The sequence below is a fragment of the Cryobacterium sp. MP_3.1 genome (assembly GCF_035984795.1).
Taxonomy (GTDB): Bacteria; Actinomycetota; Actinomycetes; order Actinomycetales; family Microbacteriaceae; genus Cryobacterium; species Cryobacterium zongtaii.
The window spans coordinates 40,723-56,485 of record NZ_JAXCHV010000003.1 but is presented as its reverse complement, the minus strand read 5'-3'; the positions used below and the strand labels follow the sequence as shown (position 1 = coordinate 56,485).

The following is a 15,763-nucleotide window of genomic DNA, read 5'->3' as shown; positions in this document are numbered from 1 at the left end:
GCCTCCCGCCGCCGACTTGCCAGTTGAAGCCCCCTCCGGCGCTCCGAAAGGGCGAGAACTGGCAACTCGCGACTGACGCATCCGGTGAAGCCCCCGCGGGTGACTTGCGGCGAAAGTCCCTCTGGGAACAGCGCACGGGGGTGGTTTGCGGCACGTCGGCGGGCGGGCGGATGCGTCAGAGCAGGCGCAGCTCCATCGCGAGCGTGACCGCCCGGGTGCGGTCGCCCACGCCGAGCTTCTCGAACACGTGCAGCAGGTGCGTCTTCACCGTGGCCTCGCCGATGAACAGCGACCGGGCGATCTGCGGGTTGCTCTCGCCGGCCGCCACCAGGCGGAGCACCTGCAGTTCGCGGGCCGACAGCCGGGGTGCCGGCGCGGCATCCGCCCGCACCCGCTGCACCAGCCTGGCGGCGATCACGGGCGCCAGCACGGTCTGGCCGCCGTATACCGAGCGCACACCCTCGATGATCTCCGCCTGCGGGGCCGCCTTGAGCAGGTAGCCGCTGGCGCCGGCGGCGATCGCGCCGAGGATCTGGTCGTCGGACTCGTACGTGGTGAGGATCAGAACCCGGGTGGCCGGGTTCTGCGCCAGAATCTGCGCGGTGGCGGCGGCGCCGTCCAGGTGCGGCATCCGCAGGTCCATCAGCACCAGGTCGGGCCGCAACTCCCCGGCCAGTCGCACCGCCACGGCTCCGTCGGCGGCCTCGCCGACCACCTCGATGTCGTCGGCGCCGCCGAGCAGGCCCACAATGCCGCCGCGCACGATCGGATGGTCGTCGGCGACCAGCACCCGGATCATCCGCGCCCGCCGGTGCTGGGCGCCGTCGCCAACAGGGGCAGGGTCACCCGCAGCACCGTGCCCGAGCCGTTCGCCGCATCGGTCACCTCGAGCCGGCCGCCCACCAGGCCGACCCTGTCGCGCATACCCGTCAGCCCGAAGCCGTGCTCGGACTCCGGGCGGTAGGCGCCCAGGCCCCGGCCGTTGTCGGTGACGGTGAGGGCGACCTCGTGGGGTGTGCGAGCGATGGTGACGCGTGCGGCGCCGGCGCCGGAGTGCTTGCGCACATTGGCGAGGCCCTCCTGGCCGCAGCGCAGCAGGACCACCTCGAGGGAGCGGTCCAACCCCGCAGACCCGGCCGTGCCCGCCGGGTCGAGGCCGGTGAGGTCGACGGTCACCTGGATCCCGGTCTCCCTCTCGAAGCGTTCCGCGAGCCGGGTCACGGTGTGAGCGAGGTCGCCGTCGGCGGCGCGCACCGGCGACATCGACGCCACCAGGGCACGGGCCTCGGTGAGGGCGTCGCGCCCGGTCGACTCGATCAGGTCGAGACTGTCGGCAACGGCCGACGTGTCGCCGGGAACGGCGGCGAGTTCGGAGCGGGTGCGCTGGGTGAGCATCACCAGGCTGGTGAGGCTCTGCGCGATGGTGTCGTGGATCTCGCGGGCCAACCGCTCACGCTCGGCCGCGCTGCCGGCATCCCGCTGCGCCGCCGCCAGCTCGTCCTGGGCCAGGGTGAGTTCCTCCACCAGCCGGCGCTGGTAGGCGCCGGCCTCGACGATGCGGGAGATCCAGGTGCCCATCGCCAGCGCGAACGCCAGTGAGATTCCTTCGATGGCGGCCGCCTGCACGGCGGCGTCCGCCGTGCGCCCGCCGCTGATCCACAGGCCCAGCCCGGTCACGGTGGCCAGCGTGATGTTGAGCAGCACCGCGCCCCGGTATGTTCTGGCGAGCACCCAGAGAAACGGGAACACCAACGTCTGCAGCGTGGCCATGCTCGGGTCGAACGCCGTCGCGACGCCGCAAGACACGATCACGACCACCCGGAAACCGGTGTCGGCGACCGAGGGCGGGACCTCCGGCCGGTCGGTTGCCCTGGCGATGGCCAAACGGCCCCAGCCGAGGTACGCCACGCCGACGGCCGCGAGGCTGAGGAGCGCCCCGATCCGTGCCGGTGCGCCCCCGCCGGAGCCCTCGATCGCCATGACGGCGAGGACGGCCAGCGCCCCGGCGACCGCCACATCCCACCAGCGCCGTGTGCTCATGCGACAAGCATCCCATGTGCCGCACACCCCGGGCACGGGCGGTGCATCAGGAGTCCTTGCGGATCCAACGGAAGGTGAGCCGACTGCCGACGAGCCCCACCACCAGCCAGATCAGCAGCGCGATCGCCACCAGGCCCAACTCCCAAGCGCCGTTCTGCTCCTGGGCGGCGAAGCTGTCCGGCAGGAACACCGCACGCATGCCCTGCGCCATCCACTTGAGCGGGAACAGGCTGGCGACGTTCTGCATCCAGTCCGGCAGGGCGTTGAACTGCAGGTAGACGCCGGAGATGAACTGCAGCACCAGCACGATCGGGATCACCACTGCCGACGCGCTGCGGCCGGACCTCGGCAGGGCCGAGAGGGCGATGCCCAGGAATGCGCAGGTGATCACGCCGAGCAGGAACACCCAGATGAAGGTGAGCCACTTCTCCGGCTCGGTGGGCAGGGCGATATCGAAGGCGAACCGGGCCACGATCAGCAGCAGTACCGCCTGCAGGATGCCCGTGACGAGCACCTGGCCGATCTTGCCGATGAAGTAGCTCAGCGGCGACAGCGGGGTGCCGCCGAGCCGTTTGAGGGTGCCGTCGCCCTTCTCGCCGGCGATGTCGATCGCGAGGTTCTGCAGGCCGGAGAGCAGCATGCCCGCGGCCAGCATGCCGGGCAGGTAATACGCGCCGACGCTGATGCCTCCGGAGCCGTCCGGGTTGGTGCCGATGTTGCCCTGAGCGCTGAACGCCGCGGTGAAGATGCCCAGCATGATGAACGGGAACAGGAACGTGAAGAAGACGGTGTCGGTGGAGCGGAAATACAGCTTGATCTCGAAGCCGATGCGGGCCAGGCCCAGGCTGAAAAACCCGTGCCGAGTGGTGCGGTGACCGGCCGGTTGGGGCAACTGCGGGGTCGGTTGCGGGGTCAGGGTCGCGCTCATGCGAGTACCTCCGTGCTTGCGGTGTCGCTGGTGCTACCGGCCGCGTGACCGCGCACCAGGCCCAGGTAGATGTCTTCGAGGCTGGGTCGGATGACCTGCAGTTCGGCGGGTTCGCCGCCGAGGTCCCTGGCCAGCTGGGCGACCAGGCCCGCGGGGGTATCGGTGCGCGCTTCCCGCTGCACCCCGTCGGCGTCCCGCCAGCGCACCATCGGGATACGGGCGGCCGGGCCGCCGAGTTCGCCGATCGTGCCGATGTCGATGAGCCGGCCGCCCACGATGATGCCGGCGCGGTCGCTGAGCTCCGCCGCCTCGTCGAGGTTGTGGGTGGTCAGCAGAATGGTGGTGCCCTCACCCTTGAGGGTGCGGATGAGATCCCAGAACTGGTGCCGGGCCTCGGGGTCGAATCCGGTGGTCGGCTCGTCCAGGAAAAGCAGTTCCGGCCGGCCGATGATGCCGAGCGCAACATCCACCCGTCGTTGCTGACCGCCGGAGAGCCGGTGGATGCGGGTCTTCGCCTTCTCCTGGAGCCCGACCGCGGCGAGGACCTCCTCCACCGGTCGGGGGTTGGGGTACAGGCTCGCGAAGTGCCGCAGCTGCTCGAGCACTGTGGCGTTGCCGCTCTCACCGCTGGATTGCAGGACGATGCCGATGCGGGCCTTCCAGTCCAGGCCGGCGTGCTGCGGGTCAACGCCCAGAACCGTGACGTCGCCCTCAGACCGGTCGCGGTAACCCTCAAGGATTTCGATGGTGCTGCTCTTCCCGGCCCCGTTGGGTCCGAGCAGCGCAAAGGTCTCGCCGGGACGGATGTCGAAGCTGATGTCGTTGACGGCATCGAACGCGCCGTACGACTTACTCAGCCGCGAGACGCGCACTGCCGGAGGTGAAGTAGTCATGTACCCACAATCGTCCCAGTGCCGATTCTGGGCAACACCCTCCCGACCGACCTGCCCATCCACCACCCGGTGGATGCCAAAGGTCGATAGGGTTCGGGGAACAAACCGGGGGAGAAATACCATGAACGACGCCAATGAAGCCAACACACACCAGGAGCCCGCGGGAGCGGCGGGGGAGCCGGCAGTGGTCGACGCCCCGGTGAGCGGCGCCCCCGAGAAACGTCGCAGCGCGCTGCGGCCGTGGCTGTGGCTGCCGGTCGCCGGCTTCGCGGTGCTGTCCGTCACGGGCGCGGTGGTCGGCGGTTTCCTGGTCGGCGGCAGCGTGGTCGACGGCGTGAACGCGGGCCGGGCCGGAGTGCTCGCGGTGCCGACGGAGGTCGCCACCGACGTCGCGGAGCCGACGCCGACGTCCTCAGCGGAGTCCACGGAGATCGCGGCGGGCGCCCTGATCCCGCTCGACGAGCACGTCGACGTCGGCTCGACGTTCCCGATCTGGGGCTACCCGATGCAGACCGGCTGGGAGATCCTCACCTTCGACCAGGCCGGCATCAACCAGTCCGAGAACGTCGAACTCGGCTGCCTGTTCACCTCATCGCAGAACAAACAGCCCGCATACGACCTCGACGCGACGGATGACCTCAGCGACACCGTCGCGACCATGGCCACTTTCGAGCAGCAGCAGTTGGACGCCGGCAACCAGGCCACGCTGGTCGGCGACCGCAGCAGCACTGACTTCGGCATCAACCTCCCGGGCGCCGACGAACGCATCGAATTCCTCACCACCCGCATCGACTACCTGGAGCCGGAGATGGGGGTGAGTTACACGAACGAGATCGCCGTCCGGGCCATGCCGTTGGCCGAATCGGCCATGTACATCGTGGTGACGTGCCCGACGGCGCTGGTCGATGCCGGTCAGAGCCCCTTCGAGGAGCTGCGCGCCGGTCTCGCTGTCATCGTCGAACCGGCTTCCTGAGCTAGGAGAACAGCTTCTGCAGGCGCTGGACACCCTCCAGGAGCGCGTCGTCGCCCAGCGCGTAGGACAGCCGCAGGAAGCAGCTGGGACCGAAGGCCTCACCGGGAACCGCGGCCACCTCGGCCTGATCCAGAATCAGGTCGGCCAACTCGAGCGAGGAGGTGGGGGTGACCCCGCCCCAGCTGCGACCGAGCAGCCCGGTCACGTCGGGGTAGACGTAGAACGCGCCCTGCGGGGTGGGTGTGCGGATGCCCGGAATCTTGTTGAGCTCGGCGACGATGAGCTTGCGCCGACGGTCGAACGCGACCCGCATGGCCTCGGCGTCGTCCTGCGGGCCGTTCAGCGCGGCGATACCGGCGCGCTGGGAGATGTTCGACACGTTCGAGGAGAGGTGTGACTGCAGGTTGGCCGCGGCGGTGATCGCATCCTGCGGTCCGACCATCCAGCCCAACCGCCAGCCGGTCATGGCATAGGTCTTGGCGACGCCGTTGACCAGGATGGTGCGGTCGGCCAGCTCCGGGACGACCTCGACGATCGACACCGCTTTGACACCGTCATAGGTGAGGTTCTGGTAGATCTCATCGCTGATGACCCAGAGCCCGTGCTCCTGGGCCCATTCGCCGATGGCGCGGGTCTGCTCCTCGGAGTAGACGGCGCCGGTGGGGTTGGACGGCGAGACGAACAGAAGCACCTTGGTCTTGTCGGTGCGGGCGGCCTCGAGCTGCTCGACGGTGACCAGGTAGCCCTGGTCGCTGCCGGCGAACACGTCGACGGGCACGCCGCCGGCCAGTCGGATCGCCTCGGGGTAGGTGGTCCAGTACGGCGTGGGCAGAAGCACCTCGTCGCCCGGATCGAGCAGGGTGGCGAAGGCCTGGTAGACGGCCTGCTTGCCGCCGTTGGTCACGAGCACCCGGGACGGGGGCACCGCCAGGCCGCTGTCCCGCAGGGTCTTCGCGGCGATGGCCTCGCGCAGGTCCGGCAGCCCGGCCGCCGGGGTGTACCGGTGGTTGCGCGGGTCGGACACGGCGGCCAGAGCGGCCTCGACGATGTGCGGCGGGGTGGGGAAATCGGGCTCGCCCGCGGCGAAGCTGATCACCGGCCGGCCGGCCGCCTGCAGCGCCTTGGCCTTGCCGTCGACCTTGAGGGTCGCGGACTCCGCGATGGAGCCGATTCTGGTGGAAATCCGTTTGATGTCGTGTGCCACGGTACGAGCATACGGGGCGGTCGTGTTCGGGGAACAGGGGGGCTGGCTTTACAGGGCTCTCGCCGTGACCTAGACTTGGTCCGGTAGTTGAAATCTGCCAAGCTTTTTTGCGCCTATTTTGGTCGTTTGAAGCTGGACGGTTTCGCTTCATAGGGTGGTGGCTCAATTGGTAGAGCAGCGGTCTCCAAAACCGCAGGTTGCAGGTTCGAGTCCTGTCCGCCCTGCAAGTCGGTGGTCTTTCCGCCGGCCCACGAAAGGTGTAACAGGTGGCCCGAAAAGTTATCGACGAACCCAGCGAGGAAATCGTCGCCAACGCCAAAGTGGCCCGCGAAACCAAACGCGGACCATTCGCTCGGGTGTCCCTGTTTATCAAGCAGGTCCTGGCCGAACTTCGCAAGGTCGTCACCCCGACCCGCAAGGAACTGCTCAGCTACACCGGAGTGGTTCTGATTTTCGTCGTGATCATGATGGCGCTGGTATCGGCACTCGACTGGGTGTTCGCGCTCGTCGTCACGTACGTATTCGGCACTCCCAGTTGACCGGTGCCGCGAGAGCGGCATCCTGACTGATCATGCACGTGGACCGGTGAGCCAGCACCACAACAGTGAACAGCACTGTGCGGCCTCACGCCCACGCAATAGAAGAAGGATTGATATTTAGTGACTGAGACCAATCGCGACGACGTCGACTGGGCCACCGCCGCCGAGCAGTCCTCCAACGACGATGAGGCGCAGGAGGGCAACACCCTCGCCGCCGACGAGACGTCCGTCGAAGCCGCCGAGCAGGTCGCCCTGCACGTCGAAGACGAAAACGCCGACATCGAAGTCGATCTCGACGCCGCCCTGGACGCTCTCACCGAGTCGACCGACCCGGAAGCCGACGCCATCGTCGAGGACGCCCTCGACATCGACAACGCCGACGAGGCCGAGGCCGCCGTCGAAGCCGTCGAAGACGAAGAAGAGGTCGACGCCGAAGACGAAGACCCCTACGAGGCTTTCCGCAAGGAACTGCGGTTCCAGCCCGGCAAGTGGTTCGTCATCCACTCCTACGCCGGCTTCGAACGCCGCGTGAAGTCGAACATCGAGAACCGCAAGCAGTCGATGGCCATGGAAGATTACATCTACCAGGTCGAGGTTCCGATGGAAGACGTCGTCGAGATCAAGAACGGCCAGCGCAAGATGGTCACCCGTGTTCGCATCCCCGGCTACGTGCTGGTGCGCATGGATCTCAACGAAGACAGCTGGTCCGTCGTGCGTCACACCCCCGGCGTCACCGGCTTCGTGGGCAACGCGCACAACCCCACCCCGCTGCGTTTCGAAGAGGCCTTCGGCATGCTCAAGGGCCTCGTGGAGATCAAGGATGTTCCGGCCACCAAGTCCGGCGCTCCCGGCAAGGCCGCGCAGCGCGTTCTGCCCGCCGAGATCGACTACGAAATCGGCGAGACCATCACGATCAAGGAAGGCTCGTTCGCGGGCCTGCCCGGTTCGATCAGCGAGATCAAGCCCGAGAGCGGCAAGCTCATCGTGCTCGTATCGCTCTTCGAGCGTGAGACCCCGGTCGAGCTCAGCTTCGACCAGGTCACCAAGCTTTAGGCTCCGCCGGCTTTCAGCCAGCAGAGCCCTGAACCACCGGGGCCCATCCGGGCCACCGGGAGAGCGACCTTCGCGGCCGCTCGAACATCAATAACGAAGGAAGAACAATGGCACCGAAGAAGAAGGTTACTGGTCTGATCAAGCTTCAGATCAAGGCCGGCGCCGCCAACCCCGCACCGCCCATCGGGCCGGCGCTGGGACAGCACGGCGTCAACATCATGGAATTCTGCAAGGCATACAACGCCCAGACGGAATCCCAGCGCGGCAACGTCATCCCGGTTGAGATCACCGTTTACGATGACCGTTCGTTCACGTTCATCCTGAAGACCCCGCCGGCAGCGGAGCTCATCAAGAAGGCCGCCGGAGTTGCCAAGGGCAGCGGAACGCCGCACACCGTCAAGGTTGCCAAGCTCACCAAGGCGCAGGTTCGCGAAATCGCCGAGGCCAAGATGGTTGACCTCAACGCCAACGACCTCGACGCTGCGTCGAAGATCATCGCCGGAACCGCTCGCTCCATGGGCATCACGGTCGAGGGCTAATACCCCTTCGTTCGATTCGTCGAACACCAGCCGACGGGCATGATCGATCTCGATCTGCCGACAGGCACCAAGTGGAAGAGCCAGCCAGGCTCACGAAAACCACGCTCTCAGCACATGCATCTACAGGAGATTCAAATGGCACAGAAGTCAAAGGCCTACCGCGCTGCGGTCGAGAAGATCGAAGCCGATAAGTTCTACACCCCCACCGAAGCCGTCACCCTCGCCCGCGAGACCGGTTCCGTCAAGTTCAACTCCACCGTTGAGGTCGCGCTCAAGCTCGGCGTCGACCCCCGCAAGGCAGACCAGATGGTCCGCGGCACCGTGATTCTTCCTCACGGCACCGGCAAGACCGCCCGCGTCATCGTCTTCGCAACGGGCCCCGCGGCCGACGCAGCCATCGCTGCCGGCGCCGACGAGGTCGGTGGCGACGAGCTCATCGAGAAGGTGGCCGCCGGCTACACCTCGTTCGACTCTGCGGTCTCGACCCCCGAGCTCATGGGCAAGGTCGGTCGTCTCGGAAAGGTCCTGGGCCCGCGCGGCCTCATGCCCAACCCGAAGACCGGAACCGTGACGCCCGACGTGGCCAAGGCCGTGAACGACATCAAGGGTGGAAAGATCGCCTTCCGCGTCGACAAGCACTCCAACGTGCACTTCGTCGTGGGCAAGGCCTCCTTCTCCGCCGACCAGCTCAACGAGAACATCGGTGCCGCACTCGAGGAGATCGTCCGCCTCAAGCCGAGCTCTTCCAAGGGCCGCTACATCATGAAGGGCGCCGTGTCGACCACGTTCGGCCCCGGCATCCCGCTCGATGTGAACAGCATCTAAGGATTCCGTCTCGAAAGAAGGGCCCGTCGAAAGACGGGCCCTTTTTTTGCGCCCGGATGACCCCGCTACCCCCAGTACGAGGCGCTCGATCCTGATTTTCCGCCGTATCCCTCTTTTAGGGGCCGCAGTGTGTAAAGCTCGACATGCGGCAGGGGTGTGCCTTTGCCCAGGGGGAGGAACCCGTGGCGTCAACAGGCGGTGAAACGGTGTACCTGACCCTGCGCGCCCGCATCCTGTCAGGCCAGTTGAGCGCCAACACCATGCTGAGAGAACAGGCTCTGGCCGCGGAACTCGGAGTGAGCCGGACCCCGGTGCGGGAAGCTCTGCGCCGACTGGACGAGGCCGGGCTGGTGACCTTCGTGCCCAACCGCGGAGCCACGGTCGTGGCCTGGAGCGTCGAAGAGGTCCGTGAGACGTACATGGTGCGGGCCGGACTCGAGAGCCGCGCCGCCGGGCTCGCGGCCAGCCGCATCACGGCGGAGGAACTGGACAGGCTCGCCGCGCTGATCGACGCCATGGAACCCGTGTTGACAGCGGACGACGACGCCGGCCTCGCCGCGCTGAGCAGCCTCAACGCGGAATTCCACCACATCGTGGTGGCGGCCTCTCGCAGCCCCCAGCTGATGACCCTCACCTCGTCGGTCGCCAGGGTGCCGCTGATGGCGGCCGCCTTCCGCCGGCGCGGTGCCGAGTACCGCGCGCGCAGCAACCACCAGCACCGCGACATCCTCACCGCGCTCCGCACCGGAGACGCGATCTGGGCCGAGGTGGCGATGCGGGGGCACATCCTCGGCGCCCGCAACGCCGTCTCTGGCACCGAGGGCTGATCGGGTCGGCGCCGCGCTGCCGGCACCGTCCGGTCAGCGGCCGATCGGCCGTGGCCCTGATGAGCGGTCGGCGAGAAGCCGCCGACTGTGCGGGTGACGGGGGTCGATGAGCAACTCGGGGACCGAAGCGTGCTCGACGATGGTGTCGTCGCTCATGACCGCGACCCGGTCGCACCTGGCGATGATCTCAGCCCTGGGCGATGCCACGATGAGGGTGAAACCAAGCTGCTTCTGAAGCGCGTGCAGAGAGTCGAGGAAGCTCTCCTCATCGGCCGTGTCGAGGCCCTCGGTCGGATTGTCCGCGACGAGAAGCTGCGGCTCGCGAACGAGGGCACCGGCGAGTAGAACCCGCTGGCTGATCAGCGCCGAGACCTGATGCGGAAACGCCCACAACACGGCCTCGACATTGTCGACGCCGACGGCGGTGAGCAGCGCTGCGGCGCCGGAGCGGGCGTCGGATCGGGAGTGTCCCGGCCGTCCGGCGAGGATCCCGGCGAGTTGATGGCCGATGCGGACGTCGGGGTCGAGGCGATCCGCTGCCGGTGCCGGGAGGAACCCGATCTGCTGCCCGCGCAGGTGCCGGAACTCCGCTTCGGCGAGGCCGACGAGTTCGGTGCCGTCGAAGAGGATCGACCCGGACCGGATCGGACTGTCCAGCGGGAGCAGGCCCGCGATGGCGTGGCAGAGCGACGAGGTGGCGTCACTGCCGCCGCCGACGACCGCCAGCGCCTGACCGCGCGTTGCCGTGAGGCTGATTCCGTGCAGCGTGTCTCGAGGCTCCTGCGCAGCACGGTCGTGCAGGCAGAGGTCCCTGATATCGAGGAGGTCGGTCGAGCGAAACATCGTGGACGGCAGGGCCGGTCTGGCCTGACGGGAGTCCGCCAGAAGCGCGGCGGCGAGTCCGCCGGGCGTGGGCCCGGTCTGCGGCGGACGCGGCGCCGCGGGGCCGAGTGCGGCCGAAGCGACCGTGACGCCGGTCATGATCACTCCGACGACGCACGATAAGCAGGCGCCGAGCACGAACGGAAGGCTATCGGCGGGCAGCAACGGCAGCATCGTCGCGAGGGCCGGAGTGGTGAACACGGCCTGGACCGTCAGGGCGCTGGCGTAGAGCACCAGGAACTCGACGAGCAGGATGGCCAGGATGGTGGGCATCGTACGACGGAACACCCGGAGAATGACCGGCGCGGTGGTGGGAAGGCCGCGGCTGCGGGCGGTCTGCACGTGTCCCTCGATCGCGGCCACCCGAGTCGCAGCGCGAACAGACACCGTGATGGCTGTGGCGGCCCCCAACACGATCACGGTGGCGGGCAACAGCACTGAGCTCAGGGCGCTCGCGCCGGCACGGGCCGTCGGACCGTCCTCCAGTACCGGCATGAGTTCGGCCTGGACGGCGAACCAGAAGACCAGAACGAGCGCCAGCCAGGCCAGGCAGACACCGATGCCGGCCCCCACCAGCGACCGCAACCTCGGGTCGACCCAGCCGCTGCGACGGGCGGCCAACAGGCCCCCGCCCAGGCCCAGCAGACCGGAGAGGATCGGTGCGGCCAGCGTGCCGGCGGTCGCGAGGGGGAGCCGGTCCGACAGTGGATGCAGCAGCGCACCCTCGGCGCCACCGAGCCGCGTCGCCACCAGCACGCCGGCGCCGGCCAGGCAGGCCAGGATCAGCAACCCCCACCGTCTGGGCCCTGCAACTGTGCGCATGAGTGCTCGGATCTGCTTGGTGCGGCCACATCACCGCCTGGCGGAGTGTCAGAATCGGACTTGAGCTAGCTGTATGCAAAAAAGGCGTCGGTGGGCACCATCTGTGCCCATTTCGTCTCGTTTAGCTGGCTGTTCGATGCAAAATGTATGCAACCTCCGTAGTGCGCGGCGGCGTCACGGTCAGGAAACAAACCGGCAACACCGGACGGTTAGCATCCAGACATGGTTGACCTCTTCAGTGGTTATGGCGCTACCTCCGCACCGCCCCGCGAGCGAGGGCAGACGTCGGCCTGGGACGAAATGTTCCCTGACCCGTCGTCGCTCGCCCCCTCGGAGGCGCGGGCCGCCTACAAGGACGTGTACAGCGCTCTGGCCCGGATGACCCAGGAGGAGTTGCGGGGCCGTACGGACGCGCTGGCCAGCTCCTACCTGGCGCAGGGCGTGACCTTCGACTTCGCCGGCGAGGAGCGGCCCTTCCCGCTCGACGCTGTGCCCCGGGTGATCGAGCAGCCGGAGTGGGTGACCGTCGAGGCCGGCATCAAACAGCGGGTCCTCGCACTGGAGGCCTTCCTCGCCGACATCTACGGCCCCCAGGCCGCCGTGCGCGACGGTGTCATCCCGGCCGGCCTGATCACCTCGTCCACACACTTCCACCGCCAGGCGGCCGGAATCGTCTCGGCGAACAACGTGCGCATCCAGGTGTCCGGGATCGACCTCATCCGCGACGAGATGGGGGCCTGGCGGGTGCTCGAAGACAACGTGCGGGTGCCCAGCGGGGTCAGCTACGTCATCTCCAACCGACGTGTCATGGCCCAGACCCTGCCGGAGCTGTTCGTCTCGATGCGGGTGCGCCCGGTGGGCGACTACCCCAACAAGCTGCTGCAGGCCCTGCGTGCCTCGGCCCCGGCCGGCGTCGACGACCCGAACATCGTGGTGCTCACCCCCGGCGTCTTCAATTCGGCCTACTTCGAGCACACTCTGCTCGCCCGGCTGATGGGCGTGGAGCTGGTGGAGGGCCGCGACCTGTTCTGCTCGGGCGGGCGGGTGTGGATGCGCACCACGGCCGGTCCCACCCGGGTCGACGTGATCTACCGCCGGGTCGACGACGAGTTCCTGGACCCGCTGCAGTTCCGCGCCGACTCGCAACTGGGATCACCGGGCATCCTGATGGCCGCGCGGCTGGGCAATGTGACCATCGCCAACGCCGTGGGCAACGGGGTCGCCGACGACAAGCTCGTCTACACCTACCTGCCCGAGCTGATCAAGTACTACCTCGGCGAAGACGCGATCATCCCCAACGTCGACACCTGGCGGCTCGAAGACCCCCTCGCTCTCGAGGAGGTGCTCGACAGGCTCGATGAGGTGGTCGTCAAGCCCGTCGACGGTTCCGGCGGCAAGGGCCTCGTGGTCGGCCCAGCCGCGTCGAAGACCGAGTTGGAGACCCTGCGGAAGCAGTTGCTCCTGGACCCGCGCGGCTGGATCGCCCAACCCGTGGTGCAGTTGTCCACCATCCCGACCCTCGTCGACGACGGCATGCGGCCCCGGCACGCGGACCTGCGCCCGTTCGCGGTGAACGACGGGACGGACGTCTGGGTGCTGCCCGGCGGCCTCACCAGGGTGGCTTTGCCCGAGGGTGAGCTCGTCGTGAACTCCAGCCAGGGCGGCGGTTCCAAGGACACCTGGGTGATCGGTCTCGAGCCCGACTTCCACAGCAGGGGGTCGGCCCGGAACATCCAGGGCCTCGTCAACGACCAGGCCGCGAATACCCAGTCGATCTCCATCATCCCGCCCAGGGTCGCCGACCACTCCCCGCAGGACACCCCGCCGGGCGGCGATCAGGACCAGGAACAACAGGAACAGCAACAGCGCACAGTGGCCGCGGTCACGACCGCAGACGGGACCCTCAAATGCTGAGCCGCATCGCCGAGAGCCTGTTCTGGATCGGCCGTTACATCGAACGCAGCGACGGCACCGCGCGCATCCTGGATGTGCACCTGCAGCTGCTGCTGGAAGACCCGTGGATCGAGGAGAACCTGGCCTGCCGGTCACTGCTGCACCTGATGGGCAGCCCGGTGCCCCCGGACCGCGACCTCACCCGCAAGGATGTACTGGCGACCCTGGCGGCCGACCGCACCAATCCGGCGTCGATCGCGTATTCGCTCGGTGCCGCCAGGGAGAACGCCCGCCGGGCCAGGGAGATCGTCTCCACCGAGCTCTGGGAATGCCTGAACACCACCTACACGAAGATGCCGAAGAACATCGCCAGCGCCAAGACGCACGACTTCTTCGGCTGGGTGCGCGAACGCGCGGCCCTGGCCGTCGGCATCGTCGAGTCCAGCGCCAGCCGGGACGACGCCTGGCACTTCTTCACCCTGGGCCGCAGCCTCGAGCAGGCCGACATGACCGCGCGGCTGCTGGCCACCCGGTCACTGACCGAGAACAGCGGACCGTCCTGGACCACCATCCTGCGCTCCTGCGGGGCATACGAGTCGTATCTGCGCACCTATCGTGGGGTGCCGTCGGCACGGAACGCCGCCGAGTTCCTGCTGCTGGACCGGCTCTTCCCCCGGTCGATCGTGTTCTCGATTTCCCGGGCCGAGCAGTGCCTGCAGGAACTCGAACCCCGCACGGACCGGCTGGGCGTCTCCGAATCGTCGCAGCGGGTGCTCGGCCAGATCCGCAGCCAGCTGGAATACCGACCGATCATGGAGATCCTGAACGACCTGCCTGGGCACATGGACATGGTGCTGGACGCCACCAGCACCGCGTCGGAGTCGATCGGGTCCCGGTACTTCCCGACCAGCGCGGTGCCGACCTGGACTGGAGAAGCCTCGTGAAGCGCCTACGGATTCGCCACACCACCGGCTACAGGTATCAGGGCGAAGTAGCCACCTCCTATAACGAGGCCAGGATGCTGCCGGTCACCTCCCCCGACCAGTTCGTGCTGTATTCCAACCTGGACATCAGCCCGGTCTCCAGCAACCACAACTACGTGGACTACTGGGGTACCAGGGTGTCGTCGTTCGAGGTGCTCACCCCGCACGCCGAACTCACCCTCACGGCCAACAGCCTCGTGGAGGTGTCGCCGCGGGAGCACGAATTGCATCCGATGCCCTGGGCGGACCTGGCGGCGTTGGTGGCCCGCTCGACGGCCTCTGTCGAACAGTCCTGGCAGACCTCGCTCACGGAACCGCCTGCGGACGTGGTGGCCACGGCCGCCGAGATCGCCGGCCGGCTGGACCCGTGTGACGCGGCGCTGGCGATCTGCCGGTTCGTGGGCGAGAACATGGCCTACGTGCAGGGTGTCACCGGGGTCAAGACCAACGCCCGTGAGGCCTGGGCCGACAGGCGCGGCGTCTGTCAGGACATCACCCACGTGGCGCTGGGCGCGCTGCGGTCGGTGGGCATCCCGGCCCGTTACGTGTCCGGCTACCTGCACCCCAGGCCGGATGCCCCGATCGGAGAGACCGTCACCGGCGAATCCCACGCCTGGGTGGAGTGGTTCTGCGGCGAGTGGCGCGGCTACGACCCCACCAACCTGATCGACATCGGCGACCGGCACGTGGGTGTGGGTCGCGGCCGCGACTACAACGACATCGCCCCCTTGCGCGGGGTGTACGCGGGGTCGAGCGGGTCGCAGCTGTTCGTGAAGGTGGAGATCACCCGGGAGTCGTAGCCGGGCGCTGACGCGGCCCGCCTCGCTGCATAGACTGGTAGTTGCAAGCGCGGTGTACTTGCGTCGTTTAGTCGGTCGGGTCGAGGGAGCAAGACGAATGAGCATCGAAGACGACGCCGTCGAGGTTCGGGCGCAGGGCTGGCGCACCCTGGCCGCCCTGCACGGCCGTATCGAAGCCGTGCTGGAGCGGGCCCTGCAGGCCGGCTTCGAGCTGTCGGTGGTGGAGTTCACCGTCCTGGACGCCCTCAGCCGCCAACACGGCTGGCACATGCGGATGCAGCAGCTCGCCAGGGCCGCCGCCCTCTCGAGCAGCGCGACGACCCGCCTGGTGAACCGGCTGGAAGACCGGGCGCTGCTCACCCGCATCCTCTGCGCCGACGACCGCCGCGGCATCTACACCGAGCTCACCGAGGCCGGTAAGGCGCTGCTGGCCCGCGCCCGGCCGGTCTACGACGAGGCTCTGGCCGGTGCCCTCGCCGCGGCCGAAGAGGAACCCGAGCTCGGCCCCCTGGTCGAGGCCCTGCACCGCCTGCCCGACCTGGCCCGCGCCGTCCTCTGACGG

The 15,763-nt window shown here is 68.0% G+C and carries 16 protein-coding genes and 1 tRNA gene; 11 read left to right on the top strand and 6 right to left on the bottom strand.

The features are described 5' to 3' along the window. Nucleotides 1-175 precede the first annotated feature (175 nt). From RCH12_RS03335 to RCH12_RS03320, 4 genes are read right to left on the bottom strand one after another with little or no spacing between them, the layout of a single operon-like run. Nucleotides 176-799, bottom strand: a complete 624-nt coding sequence (locus RCH12_RS03335; protein ID WP_103432697.1) for a response regulator — start codon at nt 797-799, stop codon at nt 176-178. Further along, complete coding sequence (locus tag RCH12_RS03330; RefSeq protein WP_327016039.1) at nt 796-2,040, bottom strand: sensor histidine kinase; 1,245 nt, start codon at nt 2,038-2,040, stop codon at nt 796-798. The genes RCH12_RS03335 and RCH12_RS03330 overlap by 4 nt, the downstream gene beginning before the upstream one ends. Nucleotides 2,041-2,086: 46 nt before the next feature. Beyond that, nucleotides 2,087-2,968 (bottom strand): ABC transporter permease, encoded by an 882-nt coding sequence (locus tag RCH12_RS03325; RefSeq protein WP_327016038.1) that lies wholly within the window; start codon nt 2,966-2,968, stop codon nt 2,087-2,089. After that, the gene (locus tag RCH12_RS03320) at nt 2,965-3,861 is read right to left on the bottom strand and encodes an ABC transporter ATP-binding protein (protein ID WP_103432694.1); all 897 of its coding nucleotides are present in this window, start codon (nt 3,859-3,861) and stop codon (nt 2,965-2,967) included. The genes RCH12_RS03325 and RCH12_RS03320 overlap by 4 nt, the downstream gene beginning before the upstream one ends. Nucleotides 3,862-3,982: 121 nt before the next feature. Between RCH12_RS03320 and RCH12_RS03315 the strand changes: the two genes are divergently transcribed. Next, entirely contained in the window at nt 3,983-4,834 is an 852-nt protein-coding gene (locus tag RCH12_RS03315) for a hypothetical protein (RefSeq protein ID WP_103432693.1), read from the top strand. 1 nt (nt 4,835) lies between these two features. Here the strand turns inward: RCH12_RS03315 and RCH12_RS03310 are convergent, their stop codons facing one another. After that, entirely contained in the window at nt 4,836-6,038 is a 1,203-nt protein-coding gene (locus RCH12_RS03310) for a pyridoxal phosphate-dependent aminotransferase (protein WP_327016037.1), read from the bottom strand. A gap of 151 nt (nt 6,039-6,189) precedes the next feature. Between RCH12_RS03310 and RCH12_RS03305 the strand changes: the two genes are divergently transcribed. The 6 genes from RCH12_RS03305 (at nt 6,190) to RCH12_RS03280 (ending at nt 9,821) form a co-directional block, all read left to right on the top strand. Then, nucleotides 6,190-6,262: transfer RNA gene (locus tag RCH12_RS03305), tRNA-Trp, on the top strand. 42 nt (nt 6,263-6,304) lie between these two features. Then, nucleotides 6,305-6,577: a preprotein translocase subunit SecE gene (gene secE, locus RCH12_RS03300; protein WP_088455015.1), complete on the top strand. Its 273-nt coding sequence runs from the start codon at nt 6,305-6,307 to the stop codon at nt 6,575-6,577. Nucleotides 6,578-6,697: 120 nt separating this feature from the next. Continuing rightward, nucleotides 6,698-7,630: a transcription termination/antitermination protein NusG gene (gene nusG, locus RCH12_RS03295; RefSeq protein ID WP_103432690.1), complete on the top strand. Its 933-nt coding sequence runs from the start codon at nt 6,698-6,700 to the stop codon at nt 7,628-7,630. Nucleotides 7,631-7,737: 107 nt separating this feature from the next. After that, entirely contained in the window at nt 7,738-8,169 is a 432-nt protein-coding gene (rplK, locus tag RCH12_RS03290; RefSeq protein ID WP_066592266.1) for a 50S ribosomal protein L11, read from the top strand. Nucleotides 8,170-8,304: 135 nt separating this feature from the next. Continuing rightward, entirely contained in the window at nt 8,305-8,994 is a 690-nt protein-coding gene (gene rplA / locus RCH12_RS03285; RefSeq protein WP_088455017.1) for a 50S ribosomal protein L1, read from the top strand. 182 nt (nt 8,995-9,176) lie between these two features. Further along, the gene (locus RCH12_RS03280; RefSeq protein WP_165789151.1) at nt 9,177-9,821 is read left to right on the top strand and encodes a GntR family transcriptional regulator; all 645 of its coding nucleotides are present in this window, start codon (nt 9,177-9,179) and stop codon (nt 9,819-9,821) included. A 33-nt stretch (nt 9,822-9,854) separates the two neighbouring features. Here RCH12_RS03280 and RCH12_RS03275 read toward each other — a convergent pair whose 3' ends face one another. Further along, nucleotides 9,855-11,525: an ATP-binding cassette domain-containing protein gene (locus tag RCH12_RS03275; RefSeq protein ID WP_327016036.1), complete on the bottom strand. Its 1,671-nt coding sequence runs from the start codon at nt 11,523-11,525 to the stop codon at nt 9,855-9,857. Between the two features lie 222 nt (nt 11,526-11,747). On the opposite strand from RCH12_RS03275, the gene RCH12_RS03270 reads away from it, so the two are divergent. From RCH12_RS03270 to RCH12_RS03255, 4 genes are all read left to right on the top strand, one after another. After that, complete coding sequence (locus RCH12_RS03270) at nt 11,748-13,439, top strand: circularly permuted type 2 ATP-grasp protein (protein WP_327016035.1); 1,692 nt, start codon at nt 11,748-11,750, stop codon at nt 13,437-13,439. Beyond that, complete coding sequence (locus RCH12_RS03265; protein WP_103432686.1) at nt 13,433-14,362, top strand: alpha-E domain-containing protein; 930 nt, start codon at nt 13,433-13,435, stop codon at nt 14,360-14,362. Before RCH12_RS03270 ends, RCH12_RS03265 begins: the two co-directional genes overlap by 7 nt. Further along, nucleotides 14,359-15,201 carry a transglutaminase family protein gene (locus RCH12_RS03260; protein ID WP_103432685.1) on the top strand — a complete coding sequence of 281 codons (843 nt, stop codon included), beginning with the start codon at nt 14,359-14,361 and terminating at the stop codon, nt 15,199-15,201. The genes RCH12_RS03265 and RCH12_RS03260 overlap by 4 nt, the downstream gene beginning before the upstream one ends. A 97-nt stretch (nt 15,202-15,298) precedes the next feature. Beyond that, nucleotides 15,299-15,760: a MarR family winged helix-turn-helix transcriptional regulator gene (locus tag RCH12_RS03255; protein ID WP_327016034.1), complete on the top strand. Its 462-nt coding sequence runs from the start codon at nt 15,299-15,301 to the stop codon at nt 15,758-15,760. Nucleotides 15,761-15,763: the final 3 nt, after the last annotated feature.